Below are 16,014 nucleotides of genomic sequence, written 5' to 3'. Positions count from 1 at the left end.
GAAGCGATGTTTAGAAAATTTTGGGCTCAAACATTTGAAAATGAAATGTATATTTTTTATAAATCTAATAATACGATTGAATTTATAAAAATAATCTGTTTTATCTATTTATTAAATATCAGTATCTTTGCGGGGCAGGAAAGGTATTTAACAGAGAGATTAAGACGATGTTTAAGCGTTCTTTATTGGTTGCGATGTTAGCAACAGCAACAGCGGCGACTCAAGCAGCGCCATTAACAAAAGACAATGGTGCACCAGTAGGCGATAACCAAAACTCGATTACTGCGGGTCCAAATGGTTCAGTTCTACTTCAAGACGTACAATTGGTTCAAAAGTTACAACGTTTTGGTCGTGAGCGTATTCCTGAGCGTGTGGTACATGCCCGTGGCACAGGTGCGTATGGTGAATTCGTTGCAACTAAAGATTTATCTGATCTCACCATTGCTTCATTGTTCAAAGCAGGTACTAAGACTCCAGTTTTCTTACGTTTCTCGACTGTAATTCATGGTAAAGGTTCTCCAGAAACTTTACGTGACCCGCACGGTTTCGCGATCAAGTTCTATACGCAAGAAGGCAACTGGGACTTAGTGGGTAACCAAACTCCAGTATTCTTCATCCGTGATGCGATCAAATTCCCAGACTTCATCCATGCCATGAAGCCTAGCCCAATCAACAACGTTCAAGACGCAAACCGCATATTTGATTTCTTGTCTAGCCAGCCATGGGCAACCAACATGTTGACTTATGTGTATGGTAACCAAGGCGTGCCTACCAGCTACCGCGAACAAGACGGCTTTGGTGTACATGCGTACAAGCTTTATAACGACAAAGGCGAATACAAATACGTTAAATTCAACTTCCGCTCTAAACAAGGCGTGAAAGGTCTGAACGCTAAAGAAGCTGCTGAGCAACAAGGTAAAGATTTTAATCACTTGACTAACGATCTTTATAACAACATCAACGCTGGTAAATTCCCGAAATGGGATCTTTATATCCAAGTGTTAGATCCTAAAGATTTAAACAGCTTTGATTTTGACCCGCTTGATCCAACAAAAATCTGGCCGACGAACCTAGTTCCAGAAACTAAAGTCGGTACGTTAACGCTGAACCGTATGCCGAAAAACTTCTTCAATGAAACTGAACAAGTGGCATTGGCTCCAGGTAACTTAGTTCCAGGTATCGAGCCATCAGAAGACCGTCTGCTGCAAGGCCGTATCTTTTCTTACTCAGATACACAAATGTACCGTTTAGGTGCGAACCACCAACAAATTCCAGTCAACCGTCCATTAGTTGCTGTAAACAACAACAACCAAGATGGTTACATGAATGTTGGCGGCACTTCATCAAATGTGAACTACGAGCCAAGCCGTATTGAGCCAAAACCAGCGACTGCGAAAGCGCGTGCGGTTGAAACGCCGCTTTCTGGCACAGTTCAGCAAAAAGGCGTGAAAGAGCAAAACTTCAAGCAGGCGGGTGAGCTTTATCGTTCATACTCTGCGAAAGAGAAAGAAAACTTAATCATGAACTTGGCGGCTGACCTTGGCAACGTGAAAGATTCGGAAACGAAACACATCATGTTGTCTTACTTCTATAAAGCAGATGCAGACTACGGTACACGTATGACTAAAGCAGTAAACGGTAACCTTGCAACTGTAAAAGCTAAAGCAGCACAACTGAAAGACTAATTTCGATCAGTCTGAAGGATTGGTAACTAGGGTCTAGAACGTTACCTCAAAAAAGTCCTATGAAGCTCCATACCTTTCCTGCACCCTAGGGGGAGTTTCATAGGCACTCCTTAAATATTCATTTTTATGAAATGAATTATTTCTAATTCAATTCTACATTCGATTTCTGTTGGAGTTCATCATGAAAGTTATGCAGCATTTGACTTTAGCCAGTCTTCTTGCGTTTGGTTCCGCATTCGCAAACGTGGCAATCGCGGAAGATATCTCCCCCGCTAAAGCAACTGCAAGCGATCAGATGACCTCACAACAGGAATTGATCGCAATTTTCTTTGCTGCAGCCAAAACTGGCAATGAAGAAGTCATCAATGAATTTCTTAAGCACGGTTTTCCGGTCGATGTGCGCAATGCTTCGGGTTTTACACCACTGATGATGGCGACCTATTATGGTCATCAAAATATTGTGACTCGTTTGCTGGAACAAGGTGCAGACCGCTGCGCACGTGACAATAAAGGCAACACCGCATTGATGGGTGCTATGTTTAAATTAGAATGGGCGATTGCAAAGCAATTACGCCAAGTGGATTGCGATGCAAATGCCAAAAAAATGGGGCAAAAGACTGCAGAACAGTTTGCGCGTGAATTTGGTCAAGAAGAAAAATATCGACAGTTACTCAAAAAATAGTGAGCTTGATCGCGCTCAGCTTCAGCAAAAAAATTGAAAAAAGTCGATGAATCGCGGTGATTTATAAGTTATTCCACTAAATCAATCGGCTTTTTATCAATAAAGTATGCTTTAATGCAAAGAGTTGATAAAAACTGAAAGTCTTTATGTCTCCAATCATCCAATCCTTATTAGACACAGATCTGTATAAATTCACCATGCTTCAGGTGGTGTTACACAAATTTCCGCAAACCCATAGTGTGTATCACTTTCGCTGCCGTAACTTGGATGATACAGCCTATCCACTGGTTGAAATTTTGGATGATTTAAACATGCAGCTCGACATGCTTTGTCAGTTGAAGTTTAAAGAAGATGAATTGCAGTATTTACGCAGTTTACGTTTTATTAAAAGCGATTTTGTTGATTATCTTGAATTATTTCAGCTTAAACGCCGTTTTATTAAAGCGGGTATTGATGATGAAGGTCGACTCGACATTTGGGTAGAAGGCCCAATGGTTCAAGCGATGATGTTTGAAATCTTTGTTTTAGCCATCGTCAATGAATTATATTTCCAACGTATTCGTACACCAGAAGTTTTAGCCGAAGGTGAGCGCCGTTTACAACATAAGGTTGCCTTGCTGAAGCAGTATGAAGCACGGCAAAATCCAAATGATCCACCATTCTTGGTCTCTGATTTTGGCACGCGTCGTCGTTATAGTTATGCATGGCAAAAGCATGTAATTGAAGAATTAAATCAGGCTTCACCGTATATTTTCCGCGGTACAAGTAATGTTCTGATTGCCAAAGACTTGAACATTACTCCAATTGGTACGATGGCGCATGAGTTCCTACAAGCATTCCAAGCGCTTGATGTTCGTCTACGTAACTTCCAGAAGTCTGCGCTAGAAACATGGGTGCAGGAATACCGCGGTGACTTAGGAATAGCCTTAACGGACGTTGTCGGTATGGATGCGTTCCTACGTGACTTCGATTTGTACTTTGCCAAATTATTCGACGGTTTACGTCATGACAGTGGCGACCCGTATGAATGGGGCGATAAAGCCTATGCACATTACAAAAAGCTTAAAATTGACAGTAAAACCAAAATGCTGACTTTTAGTGATGGCTTGAACATTGAAAAAGCTTGGGATTTACACAATTACTTTAAAGACCGTTTCCAAGTGAGTTTTGGTATTGGCACCAACTTGACCAATGATATGGGACAAACTGCACTGAATATCGTGCTGAAGTTGGTTGAATGTAATGGTCAATCTGTGGCAAAAATTTCCGACAGTCCGGGTAAAACCATGACGGATAATGATACTTTCTTAGCGTATCTACGTCAGGTGTTTGACATCTCTGAAGTTAGCGCTTAAACACAGCATTAGATAAAACTAAAAAAGCCGAATCAATGATTCGGCTTTTTTATATCTAAAATATTGCTAAAGGAATGCAAAAATTCAGAATAATAGTGAAAATGACTTATGCTAAGATCGAATTTAATCGCACAAAATACAACACGAACAACGATGACAGCATCTACATTGAATTTTGGTCTGCTGATTGAAGCAGAAGAATTGGTTCCACATCTTGGTAATGAAAAACTACGGATCGTCGATTTGAGTCGTCGTTCGGTTTATGACCAATTGCATATTCCACATGCACTGCATGTGCAGCCGAAACTGTTAGTGCGCCAAGAAGAACAAGCGATGGGGCTTTTACCTGACCAAGCCGGTTTAGAACAGCTCATCAGCTATCTGAATATCAGTCCAGAACATCATGTAGTAGTTTATGACGATGAAGGTGGGGCATGGGCTGGTCGACTGATTTGGAACTTACATTGCCTCGGTTTTGAAAATACCAGTCTCCTCAATGGTGGCATCCATGCTTGGCTTGGGGCAGGCTTACCGACCTCGTCTGAAATTGAGAAATTTGAACCCGTGAGCCCATTGGTTGAAGTAAGTGCCGAGGCGCGTGCTCAGTATCAAACAGATTATGATGAGCTATTGGCTCGTGTGCAGCAGGAGCAGATCCAAGTATGGGACTGCCGTACCGAAGATGAATATACAGGCCTACGTTTGGCTGCGCGACGCGGCGGTCACATTCCGGGAGCACGACATTTCGAATGGAGTACTGCCCTTAACCGAGAAAATCATTTAAAATTGCATCCTTTAGAACGCACACAACAACGCTTAGAACAATTGGGATTCAATTTAAACGAACCTGTGGTGGTATATTGTCAGTCCCATCATCGGTCGGGCCTAGCTTATATACTGGGACGTTTACTCGGTTGGAATATTCGAGCTTATGATGGTGCGTGGAGCGAGTGGGGCAACCGACTCGATAGTCCTGTGATCACCGGAGAGTTGCCGTCTTGAGCCTTACATCTCAGTTAAAAAAACAAATTTTTATTCAAGCTCAGCGTGTTGTTCCACAGCACAAATTATCACGTATCGTCGGTAAATTGGCTGCAAGCGAAAACCCTGTGGTGAAAAATGCTGTGATTACCGCATTTAAAGCACAGTATGGCATCGACATGTCGATTGCTGAGCAAAGTAATGCCCTGAAATTTAAATCATTCAATGAATTTTTCACTCGTTCTTTAAAAGAAGGCGTACGTGTAGTTGATGCAAATGCCAACAGTGTTGTTTCACCCGCAGATGGTGCGATTTCACAACTGGGTAAAATTGAAAATGGTGATGTATTTCAGGCCAAAGGGCAGAAGTTCACTGTTGAAAACCTGATTGCCGATCCACAATTGGCTGAGCCGTTTAAAAATGGTCAATTTGCTACGGTCTATTTGTCTCCAAAAGACTACCACCGTGTACATATGCCATTTGCAGGGACATTGACAGAAACTTTGTATGTACCGGGTGAATTATTCTCTGTAAACCAAACCACTGCTGAAAATATTCCGGGTTTATTCGCTCGTAATGAACGCATGGTCTGCTTATTTGATACAGAAGTTGGTCGTATGGCGGTCGTACTGGTAGGTGCAATGATCGTGGCAGGTATTGAAACCGTGGCTACAGGTAAAGTTAAACCGACAGGGCGTGTGGAACTCAATCAACACGATTTATTCTTAGAAAAAGGTGCAGAATTGGGCCGTTTCTATTTAGGTTCAACAGCGGTTGTGTTGTTTGAAGAAAACAAAATGCAATGGGATGCGACCTTTAAAGCCAACTCGACTGTGGTGATGGGCGAAGCTTTAGGGCATACCATTTAATGAATTCCCTGTCCCTTTAGGAGAGGGTTAGGGAGAGGTTTTTGAGCTAAGCTGATGTATTCAAAAAAGAATCCCTTCTAACCTCCCTTTATTAAAGGAATGAATAAAAAAAAGCGCCATCAGGCGCTTTTTTAATTGCAAAATTTAGCGTTTTACGACAATCGAGTCGATACTGCTATGACGTAAAGTTTGCTGTGCAATCACAGCAGCTTCTTGTGAATCATAGGGGCCAGACACGACGCGATACCAAACTTTGCCATTTTCATTACTTTGGATCACATCGGCAGATAAGCCATTTAAAATAATTTCTGCACGACGGGCATCGGCTTGGTCAGGGTCATCATAGCTACGCACTTGCAAAATATAGCTTGCAGGGGCAGGTGTTGTTTCTGTGGCTTCAATACCCGGCTCAGTCGGTGTAGTGGTATCCGTTTCAGGTGCTTCAACGATCACCACGGTTTCTTTGGTATCTGTTTCAGGCACAGCTTGATCTGGAATCGGGGTGACTTGTTGCTGAGGCAACAGATCATAAAAACGGTAATCTTTATTGGTTTCTTCTTGGTAGTGTTCAGAGGTAATTTGACCTTTCGGTTTTACCGGCTCCCATGGTTTCCATAACATCAAGGCCACCAAGAAACTCAACACGATTAAAATGATCACAAGTGTACCTAACCATGCAGGAATCAATGGTTTTTTAGGCTGATTTGGCCGCTCTGATACACCGCGTTGCGTTTTTCCAAACACGAGGAAACCTCTTTAATTGTAATTGTTACGAACCTAATGGGAACTGACCCAAAACCAAGTTCTGATTATTATATATTACATGACTGTCATGCTGTTTATGTTTAATTTTCACAATTTCAACATCTTCAATTTTTCATAAAAAGATGACTGAATATCCATGAAAATACAGGCTCATAAAGAGCCTGTATAGGCGTCAATGTATATGGTCATACATGGACGGATTCTAACGTATGCTAAGAATGGCTTACATTGATTCAGGCGCACTCACACCCAATAATTCAAGACCATTGCGTAAAACTTGCTGTACGTTTACAGACAGTAATAAGCGCGCTTGAGTCAGTTCTGCATCATCACCCAAGACTTTATTTTCGTTGTACCAACCATGGAACAACGCCGCTAATTCTTTCAAGTAGTTACCCACTTGGTGTGGTTCATAGCTGTTTGCTGCACGAACTACAATTTCAGGGTAAGCCGCAAGTTTAGCAAGAACTTCAGTTTCAGCTTCTAACTCAAGTTTAGCTGCAAATTGACGTGCAGCTTCAGCAGAGAATTGAACGTCTGTCGCAGCGGCTTTTTCGAGCATACGGCAGATACGTGCGTGTGCGTATTGGATGTAGTACACCGCATTGTCTTTGCTTTGAGACACAGCAAGGTCTAAGTCGAAGTCAATGTGTTGTTCTGATTTACGCATCACGTAGTAGAAACGAGCAGCATCGTTGCCTACTTCTTTACGTAAGTCACGTAAAGTCACGAATTGACCTGAACGAGATGACATTTGAACCATCTCGCCGCCACGCCATAGGCTCACAAATTGAACCAATAGCACAGTCAATTTTTTAGAATCATAGCCAAGCGCATCAATCGCTGCTTTCACACGTGCGATATAACCGTGGTGGTCTGAACCCCAGATATCCACGATATCGGTATAGCCGCGTTGTAGTTTATTTAAGTGATAAGCAATGTCAGATGCGAAGTACGTAGTTTGACCATTACGACGTTTTACAACACGGTCTTTTTCATCACCAAATTCAGTTGATTTGAACCAGATGTTGCCATCTTTTTCGTATAAGAAACCACGTTGATCGAGCATTTGTAATGCTTCATCAATTTTTTCAGTCAAGGTTGCTTCGCTGAACCATTGATTGAAAGTCACGCCAAATTCACCGAGGTCATCTTTAATGTCATCAAGAATGGCTTTCAGCGCAGCTTGATGGAACACACGGTAACCCGCAGCCAAATGGTTTTGTGAATTATGAATCAAACCATCAATGTGTTTTTCTTTATCACCTGAAACAACGACTTTATTGCCTTCGCTATCGAGTTCAGCAGCATATTGCACATCTTCAGGAACATCTTTGTAGATGTCGGCAACAGGGCGTACATAAGCATCGCCATCTTTGTCGATAATGCTTTGAGCGATTTCTTTAACGTAGTCGCCTTGATATGCATTTTTAGGGAAGACCAGTTGTTGACCGGTCAATTCTAAATAACGCAAGTAAGTCGATGTCGCCAAGATATCCATTTGACGACCAGCATCGTTGACATAGTATTCACGGTCAACTTTGGCACCTGTTGCTTCAAGAAGATTGGCAACGGTCATACCGTAAGCTGCGCCACGACCATGACCAACGTGTAGGCTAGACGTTGGATTCGCTGAAACGAATTCCACTTGAACACGTTTTTCAGCATTGGCCTGTGTGCGACCGAACTGATCTTTCTGAGCTTGAATTTGGTCTAAGACAGCAAAACGTTGGTCAGCATTTAAAAAGAAGTTAATAAAGCCAGGACCTGCAATTTCTGCTTTGCTGATATCTGCGACTTCTGGAAGATTTGCCAGAATTTTTTCGGCTAAATCACGCGGCTTCATACCTGCAGCTTTAGAGGCAATCATGGCAATGTTTGACGCAAAGTCACCGTGGCTTCGGTCTTTGGTTCGGGTCAAATTGCTAGTATTGTTCCAGTCAGTTGGGAGTACACCTTCAGCTTGAAGGGATTGCACTGCATGATCGAGCGCTGCTTGTATTGCCGTATTCATAATCAGTCGAAAAATAAATGTCGCAGAAAAACGGTAAATATAGCAAATTTCAGGCTCTTTAGGTGAACCCATTTGTTGCGAATAAAAAATATTCGATAAAAGTGAAGCATTGCTTATATCGAAGTAAAACGATATAAGTAGTTTAGCGATTCAGGATCACTGCTTGAGTATATGGACATGTCACAACCCACCCCTAAAATTTTTGGCAATGTGCCGAAGTTAGCTGCACGCTGGGCGCTGATTATTGTGCCGTTTATTTTATCCTGTCTCATGAGCGGTATTATTTCGTTTATTAATATGCTCAGAAATTTAGGGTGGTTTGAGGGATTTCTGACTCTATGGCTGCATAATTGGATGATTTCATGGGCAATTGCTTTTCCCATTGTACTGATTTTATTGCCATTTGTTCGAAAGTTTACAGGCCTGCTGGTTGATATGTCAGGGCCACAGCCACCTGCAAAATAAGCCTGCATGTAAGTCACAGTTGAGTAAAACGGTGACTTACTGCATTTCGCTTTAAATATTTATAGGCTATCGCGACAACTTACTGCTTTAGAGAGTAATTCGGCTTTGTTGTTTTGGAAGGTATAGAGTTTTGAGGAATTAAACACTTTAATGACTTTGGCCTGAGCGACAGCGGTTTTAAAGCTTTGGAACTTTTGCTGATGGGCTGTCTCAAACGGATTTCCAAAGTTTTTATTGTCGAGCAGAATTTGAATTTGCCCCACATTTGTATCATGTGCTTTTAGGATCTCTTGGCCATCCGCGTTGCTTATACTGAAAGTTGGGCGCTGAGTGCTGATTTTGCAATTCAATTTGAGGCTCAAGGTGAAATTGTCTGCCGATTTATTTTTGAGGGTAGATGTGCCTTGTTGATCATTTTCAATATAGACCCACTGATTTTTCGGCATATTGGTCAGCAGAGTTTCTAACTGTTGTTGGGTACTTTTGCTGATATCGACAGTGCCTTTTTTATCGATTTCAGGGGCTTTTTCTTTACCGAGCATGCCCATCACTTTGTCGCTGACTGTGCTACTGGTTTTGGAAATGGTCTGGCAAGCGCTTAAGCTACTGATGATTAGAATGAATGGTAGTGTATAGATGGCAGGTAAGTGCATAGATTTTATTGTTCTATTAAATTTTCGGATCGGCAAAGTTTAACGGTTCTACGCATAAAGCTCAAACCTGCGGCCAATCTCCTTTGAGGAGGACTGCTGCAGGCGGCTAAAGCAGCCATTCTACACAGGCACGAATAATCCCTAGTGCGAGGCCAATAAAACCACCGACCACGACACCATTGACTCGGATCATATGCAAGTCGCCACCGACTTCGTTTTCGATCTTATCGATCATTTCACGTGAGTCCCATTCATGTATACGTTCACTGATAAACCGAATAACTTTTTCGCTATATTGATCGGAGAGATTGATGGCAATATCACTCATTTTTTCATTCAGCAATTGGCGTACAGCAACGTTAGAGACAATATTTTCGCCCACTTGTTGAATGGCGACGCGTAGGTTTTGTGCAATCCCAGAGTCGGGTTTTTCTAAATCAGAACGAATCGCGTCGCATAAAATCACCACTGCACCACTGATAAAATTCAACATTTGTGGACTATCGAGCATGGCATCTTTGGTACTGTTCAGGCGTTGGCTGGCTACACTTTGATTGTCTGCCAACTCATACATGAGTTGCTGTGCCATTTCTTCAATTTTTCGACGCCACGGATGTTCATGGTCGGCAAGCATCGACTCGACACGACTGACCAGTGAATCAATGGTGCGTTGTTGTACATCAATGCCGATCCAGCTGGCGCCTTTAGCTAACTTCCATACCCCAAGTTCTTTAAACAACTGGCGTGAAAGGTCGCGGGTTTGTTCTGGATGCTGTGTGACCCAATCATGGGCTAAATCGAGCCCGCGCTGTAACACATCTTGATGGAAGTCATTTTCTAAAACTGCCCGTAGCATTTCACTGGCAAGATGGTTGACTTGCGTATTGCGTACCCATTGCACGCTGTTATTTTGGATAAATTGTCCAATTTGTTCCTGACCGACAAATTCGAAAATTTTCGGTACCGTTTGCTGAATGACTTGGGTCACTTGCGCATTATTGTGCGGATTGGCCAACCATTTCCCGACGGCAAGAGAGAGATCCGTCTCCGCTAAGCTTTTTTCAACCACTTGTGGTGAAAGAAAATTCTCCTGAACAAAGCGGCCCATGGACTCGGCAATGCGCGCTTTATTGCGTGGAATAATTTCTGTGTGGTCACGTAAAAATTTAGGAATCGGAATACGACCAAAGGGATTGCGAAATAAAACGGTTATCGCATACCAGTCTGCCAAACCACCAACCACGCCAGCTTCTGCTGAAAGCATCAAAATATGAATGAGCCAAACATATTCGGGCAGTAATTTAGCTGCGATCATCAATGCAATCCACGCCAGCACCGCCACCACCAAAGCAATGGTGGCGAAGCGTTTACTGCGTTGCAGACTAGGTGAAACAGCGGGCTGTTCAGTTGGGCTCATCAATGATCGGGTCTCTATGGGTTGACTTATTTAGAGGTGGACTCAGCGGCTACAGGCAAAGGATTTCCTTGGCTGTCTAAACCATATTTAGCTCCGAGTGACTGCAAAATCAAGCGAGCATCAAAGGCATCCTGAGGGGCTTTGGCACGATCTTTATAGCAAGTAATACTGTAGGAAACTTGAGTTGGATCGAGTGTGACCACCTGTGGAACGTCATAAAACGGGCCTGGCCAAAATCCGGGATGGCGACGATAATAGCCATATGGATAAGGCATTGGGTCTGGGTAAATCACCGCTTGGCGCGGCGGTTTTTGACTCCGATTACTCGGGTCATCCATGACTTTAAAATATTGAAAGCCATTGTGTAGGGTGGTTTGAGCGGCTTTAACCAAGGTGATTTCTTCGGCAGTACCATAGCTCATATTGGGTCTAGCTTGGAAGCTAATCCGATAGCTTTGAGCATTTAATGGTGTCGCAGAATATTGACCGAGTTGTTCAAAGGTCAAAGGTTTTGATGGGGTTGTGGCACAGCCAGTTAAACCGAGTGCTGCGGTTATGGCTGCTGCGATAATGAGTTTGTTCATGCGCATACTCCTGTTTAATCGGTTCATGGCAAGGGGAGATACTGGCCAAAAGCCGTCAATTAAAAGCTAGAATTGGGCTGGGTTAAAAATTCCAATTCCTCTGCTGTAGATGTTCTGCCCAATACCGCATTGCGATGCGGGTAACGTCCAAATCGATCGATAATCACTTTATGCTTTTTTTCAAATTCTAAGTTGATCGGATTGCCCAGTTGCTCAAATAATTTTAACGCGCTTTGATGGATTTTTGTCGATTCGCTATGCATAAAGGGCATATATAAAAATGAGCGCTGTTCAGGGCTTAATTGTAGATCTAAACCCTGTGCGATGGCTTCTTGTGCAAGCGCCAAAGCCAGTGCATCTTGGGCAAAAGCCAAGCCAGAGTCACGGAATAAATTTCTAGAAAATTGATCTAAAACAATAATTTCAGCCAATCGACCTTCGGCAGTAGTACGCCATTGCCACAGTTCTGCTTGACTGGCCGCTTGATGGATGTCTTTAAACTTTTTTTCGATTAAAACATCAAAATTATTGCTTTTAGCGAACCAATTGGGCTGATTTTCTGGGTTAAACCAAAATTCGAGAATATCTTGATAATTCATAAGTTTTAAGCATTATTAGCATATATTTGTTTATAAAATCACAAATTTCAAATGTCATATAGAGTAAGTTTGTGATAAAAAATTGCCAAAATAAAATCACGGTTTGTCTCAAAACTATACAGTGGGTCATATGCCCACTTCAAATCGCGTTATACTGATATAAACTGATGATTTTATTTTAGTAGTTTCTTCCATTTAAGCGAGATAGCAATGAGTCAACCCGAATCGACCTCTCAAGACATTTTACCGACTTGGGTAGATTCTTCGCTGATTAAAGGAATGTTGCGCGGTATTGAGCGTGAAAGCTTACGTATGCAAAGCAACGGTTTCTTGTCTCAGGCCGACCATCCCCAAGCCTTGGGTGCGGCATTGACTCATCCGCATATTACGACAGACTATTCTGAAGCTTTAATGGAATTTATCACGCCACCAAAAGAAACTATTACAGAGGCGTTGAACTATCTGCAAGATATTCATGCTGTTGCGCATACGCATTTGGAACATGGTGAAAAACTTTGGCCGTTGTCGATGCCATGCATGTTGGATAAAGACGAAGACAGTATTCGTTTAGCGCAATATGGCAGCTCGAATATTGGGCGCTTTAAAACCTTGTACCGTCGTGGTTTAGGGGTGCGTTATGGTCGCCGGATGCAGACCATTTCAGGGGTGCATTATAATTTATCCTTCCCAGATCATTTCTTTGAAGCACTTCAACAGCATGAAACTGACGACGCCCTCAAGGCATTGAGCTTACAGGATTATCGCAGTCATCGTTATTTCGGCCTGATCCGTAATTTTATTCGTTTAACGCCATTGGTGATGTTTTTGGTTGGGGCGAGTCCGTCGGTGTGTAAATGTTTTATGACTGGACGTGAACATCAGCTGTTACCGCTCTTAAAAGGCACGTTATTTTTACCTTATGCAACGGCACTGCGTATGGGAAATTTTGGTTATCAAAATTCGGCACAAAAACAGTTAGGGATTCACTACAACGACATTCAGGCGTATTTGGAAGGTTTGCAAAAAGCGGTCCATACCCCATATGCCGCATTTAGTCATTTAGGTTTAAATGATGAACACGGTGATCCGATTCAAATTAATGACCATGTGTTGCAAATTGAAAATGAGTACTACAGTTTGGTTCGTCCGAAACAAGTGCCGCAGGATGGTGAAACACCGTCTGAAGCCCTGCAAAATCGTGGCGTAGGTTATGTTGAACTACGTGCGGTTGATGTCAATCCTTATAGCCCGATTGGGATCAATGAAGACACGGCAGGCTTGCTCGAAGTGGTGGCTTTGTACTGTTTATTGCAAGACAGTCCAGCGTTGTTAGATGCCGAACAAAATGAAATTGAGAAAAATCAGGCGGAAGTAGTGAACCGTGGTCGTGCGCCAAATGCGGTGATTTTACAGCAAGGTCAGGCAATTCCAATTGAAACATGGTGTCGTACACATGTTGCAGCGATGCAACCGTTGGCTGAATTGCTAGATGATTCTTACAATACAGATATTTACACTCAGGCAATGGCTGTGATGCAATCACGCATCGATGAAGTCGATGAAACATTGTCGGCACGTATGATTAGCGATACTTTAGAACAAGGTGGAACTTGGGGCTTTGGTAGCTTTATGGCCTTACAACATGCTGAAGTGTATGAGCAGCATGTCTTGAGCCCAGAAATTGCAGCATATTTTGCACAAGCTGCTGAGCAGTCTTTAGAAAAACAGGCTCAACTTGAGCAAGACTGTACCTTGAGTTTTGAAGAATATTTGAAAAACTTTAGATAAAAAATTTTAAGAGGATTTACCATGAAATGGAGTTTCCGCTTCGTGAGTGGTTTGTTGTTTTTAGCCAGCGTGATCGGTATGTCTTTTGCGCTGTTTTTAGAACATGTACAAGGCTTAGAACCATGTCCGTTGTGCGTATTCCAACGTATTGGTTTGATTGGACTCGGCATCATTTCATTGATTGCATTGATTCACAATCCAGCATCGAATTGGGGTAAACGCATTTACGCATTGTTGGGGACACTATCAATTCTTTGGTCTGCTGGGGTGGCTGCGCGTCATATTTGGCTGCAAAATTTACCGCCAGACAAAGTACCGAGCTGTGGCCCAGGACTGGATTATTGGGTAGAAACGCTGCCGTTAAAATCAGTCTTTGAGCAAGTACTGACCGGCTCTGGTGAATGTGCCAAAGTGGATTGGACCTTCTTGGGACAATCATTACCGGTTTGGTCATTGGTGTTTTTTGCGGTATTAACCTTGCTCAGTCTTTGGCAGTTATTGCGTAAATACCCAAGCAAACCAGTGCCACGTTTACGTGATAAGTTTTAATTCTATGATGCAAAAAAAAGCCCTCAACTGAGGGTTTTTTTATACGAGTCTGCATGGGGGAAGTTTACCTTAGGTTAGGGCAATGCCTTCCACACTTTCCAAGTCCATCATAAATTCATAGATATGATCACAAGCTTTATCGTCATTATTTGGATAGAACCAATGCACGATTTGCTCAGCCACTTGCGGATGATGCTGAATTTCAAAATGGTTCAAGCCATAAAAAATTGCTTTATGTGAATCTGGCACTTTCAGTTGATACCGTGCATTTGGGTGTTCTCCTAACGCACTTTTCACACTGACCAAATAATCTCCAATCACATGTCGCGTTTTATTGCGACGATGTTCATATTCGATGGTCCCTGCAACGAGGTAGGTATTGATATGCGATGGAATCGGGGCTGGTTTACGGTTGTCGTCCATGAATCCAATACGGACATCATTATGTTCCCAATCATCATCACGCACGCTGCCATAGCGCAAATCTAAAATGCCGTTACTGCGAATATTCACCACGTGGCCCACGATTTTGACCAAAGGGAAACGCCCCAATTGATCTTGCAGATGAAATCCGATACGTTCAAGCACAGCACCATGATGCGGTGAGCCTAAGCAGACTAGATTTTCGACTTGATGAATCCATTGGTACATATTTTGTTTGCCATAAAAAATGGCACTACGGGACACTAAGCCCCCCATACTATGACCAATTAAGTCGATACTGGTAATACCCGGGTTACGACGGACCAAATCTTCTAATGTATTGGCGAGGCTGCGACCATTGGTCGAAATACGACGACCCGTATTGTAATTTAAATACAGCATGGTGTTATGGTCACGTTGAGAAAGTAATTTTTCACCAATGCCGCCATATTTGGCTGTCGACCATGACAGATGATTCATGCACAGCCCATGAATTAACAGGGTAATACGACCGTTTAATTCGCCTTTTTGTACCGCACCATAATGGTCGTAAACCACCATCGGTAAGGCCATCGGGTTGTGATATTTCAGTAAATAGTCACCCAGCACCCCATTCAGCGCACCTACTAGAAAATGTAAAGACGGGGTGAGGGGTTTGTCGTGTAAGCGTGGGAATTTTTCAATAATGCTACGCAGCGTTGGTGCAAGTAAATAATTGCCATAATTGAAAAAAGTGTTGTAAGAAAATTCGTAAATCCGTGCAATGGTCGGCTGCTTATGAAAGGCTTTCGAGCCTTGTTCGCTCATTCCAAAAATACTGATTAAAATTTCACGTTGAATGTTTTTGATCAAGTCATGCACGACATCACTAAAACGCATTGTCACGAGTTGTGCCAAACCTTCCAGCACATCTGCTTGACTGGGTGGCGTGCGGTCCCATTTACAATAGGTTTCATGCAATGGTGTTAAGCTAGGCATAATGTTCCTATCCTTACATTCAATGCTATCCCTCGATTGTATTTATTACTGGAATAGCCTGAAGTTTCATTGTTTATTTTCTCTGTACACGACAAATTTCACAGAACCCTTATCCTATCAGGATTCTGCTTTCTTAAAATTGCCAAAATTTCCTTAAACTCTTCTTTTTTCCCAAAACCAATTAAACGCTGAATCGCCATTTGAACA

General features: G+C 42.5%; 15 protein-coding genes. 8 read left to right on the top strand and 7 right to left on the bottom strand.

Going from position 1 to position 16,014, the window contains the following annotated elements:
* Window positions 1-167 precede the first annotated feature (167 nt).
* The 5 genes from FTU34_RS14410 to asd all read left to right on the top strand — a co-directional run bounded on the left by FTU34_RS14410 (window position 168) and on the right by asd (window position 5,572).
* Window positions 168-1,685, top strand: a complete 1,518-nt coding sequence (locus tag FTU34_RS14410; protein ID WP_180036026.1) for a catalase — start codon at window positions 168-170, stop codon at window positions 1,683-1,685.
* 181 nt (window positions 1,686-1,866) lie between these two features.
* Window positions 1,867-2,367: an ankyrin repeat domain-containing protein gene (locus FTU34_RS14405; protein WP_078193253.1), complete on the top strand. Its 501-nt coding sequence runs from the start codon at window positions 1,867-1,869 to the stop codon at window positions 2,365-2,367.
* A gap of 146 nt (window positions 2,368-2,513) precedes the next feature.
* Window positions 2,514-3,722: a nicotinate phosphoribosyltransferase gene (gene pncB / locus FTU34_RS14400; RefSeq protein WP_180036025.1), complete on the top strand. Its 1,209-nt coding sequence runs from the start codon at window positions 2,514-2,516 to the stop codon at window positions 3,720-3,722.
* Window positions 3,723-3,875: 153 nt separating this feature from the next.
* Entirely contained in the window at window positions 3,876-4,724 is an 849-nt protein-coding gene (locus FTU34_RS14395) for a sulfurtransferase (RefSeq protein ID WP_180036042.1), read from the top strand.
* A complete protein-coding gene (gene asd / locus FTU34_RS14390) occupies window positions 4,721-5,572 on the top strand; it encodes an archaetidylserine decarboxylase (protein ID WP_180036024.1) in 852 nt (283 codons plus the stop codon). The genes FTU34_RS14395 and asd overlap by 4 nt, the downstream gene beginning before the upstream one ends.
* 144 nt (window positions 5,573-5,716) lie before the next feature.
* Here asd and FTU34_RS14385 read toward each other — a convergent pair whose 3' ends face one another.
* The gene (locus FTU34_RS14385; RefSeq protein WP_078193250.1) at window positions 5,717-6,316 is read right to left on the bottom strand and encodes an SPOR domain-containing protein; all 600 of its coding nucleotides are present in this window, start codon (window positions 6,314-6,316) and stop codon (window positions 5,717-5,719) included.
* A 244-nt stretch (window positions 6,317-6,560) separates the two neighbouring features.
* Entirely contained in the window at window positions 6,561-8,351 is a 1,791-nt protein-coding gene (argS, locus tag FTU34_RS14380) for an arginine--tRNA ligase (protein ID WP_078190674.1), read from the bottom strand.
* 177 nt (window positions 8,352-8,528) lie between these two features.
* On the opposite strand from argS, the gene FTU34_RS14375 reads away from it, so the two are divergent.
* Entirely contained in the window at window positions 8,529-8,816 is a 288-nt protein-coding gene (locus tag FTU34_RS14375) for a DUF2798 domain-containing protein (RefSeq protein WP_372491143.1), read from the top strand.
* A gap of 59 nt (window positions 8,817-8,875) precedes the next feature.
* Here FTU34_RS14375 and FTU34_RS14370 read toward each other — a convergent pair whose 3' ends face one another.
* The 4 genes from FTU34_RS14370 to FTU34_RS14355 all read right to left on the bottom strand — a co-directional run bounded on the left by FTU34_RS14370 (window position 8,876) and on the right by FTU34_RS14355 (window position 12,069).
* On the bottom strand, window positions 8,876-9,469 hold the full coding sequence (locus FTU34_RS14370) for a hypothetical protein (protein ID WP_180036023.1): 594 nt from the start codon (window positions 9,467-9,469) through the stop codon (window positions 8,876-8,878).
* 106 nt (window positions 9,470-9,575) lie between these two features.
* Window positions 9,576-10,886 carry a DUF445 domain-containing protein gene (locus FTU34_RS14365; protein ID WP_180036022.1) on the bottom strand — a complete coding sequence of 437 codons (1,311 nt, stop codon included), beginning with the start codon at window positions 10,884-10,886 and terminating at the stop codon, window positions 9,576-9,578.
* A gap of 26 nt (window positions 10,887-10,912) precedes the next feature.
* Complete coding sequence (locus tag FTU34_RS14360; RefSeq protein WP_180036021.1) at window positions 10,913-11,470, bottom strand: hypothetical protein; 558 nt, start codon at window positions 11,468-11,470, stop codon at window positions 10,913-10,915.
* A gap of 59 nt (window positions 11,471-11,529) precedes the next feature.
* Window positions 11,530-12,069 carry a DUF924 family protein gene (locus FTU34_RS14355; protein ID WP_078190604.1) on the bottom strand — a complete coding sequence of 180 codons (540 nt, stop codon included), beginning with the start codon at window positions 12,067-12,069 and terminating at the stop codon, window positions 11,530-11,532.
* A gap of 210 nt (window positions 12,070-12,279) precedes the next feature.
* Here FTU34_RS14355 and gshA point away from each other — a divergent pair, with 210 nt between their 5' ends.
* Both gshA and FTU34_RS14345 read left to right on the top strand, forming a co-directional pair.
* Window positions 12,280-13,857, top strand: coding sequence for a glutamate--cysteine ligase (gene gshA / locus FTU34_RS14350; protein ID WP_180036020.1), 1,578 nt, complete (start codon window positions 12,280-12,282; stop codon window positions 13,855-13,857).
* Between the two features lie 21 nt (window positions 13,858-13,878).
* Window positions 13,879-14,406, top strand: a complete 528-nt coding sequence (locus FTU34_RS14345; RefSeq protein ID WP_078190602.1) for a disulfide bond formation protein B — start codon at window positions 13,879-13,881, stop codon at window positions 14,404-14,406.
* A 69-nt stretch (window positions 14,407-14,475) separates the two neighbouring features.
* Here the strand turns inward: FTU34_RS14345 and FTU34_RS14340 are convergent, their stop codons facing one another.
* A complete protein-coding gene (locus tag FTU34_RS14340) occupies window positions 14,476-15,807 on the bottom strand; it encodes an alpha/beta hydrolase (protein WP_180036019.1) in 1,332 nt (443 codons plus the stop codon).
* Window positions 15,808-16,014: the final 207 nt, after the last annotated feature.

The sequence above is a fragment of the Acinetobacter sp. YH12094 genome (genome assembly GCF_013419295.1).
GTDB classification, from domain to species: domain Bacteria; phylum Pseudomonadota; class Gammaproteobacteria; order Pseudomonadales; family Moraxellaceae; genus Acinetobacter; species Acinetobacter amyesii.
Note: the sequence above shows the minus strand (reverse complement) of the source record. Positions and strands in the feature narration are given on the sequence as shown.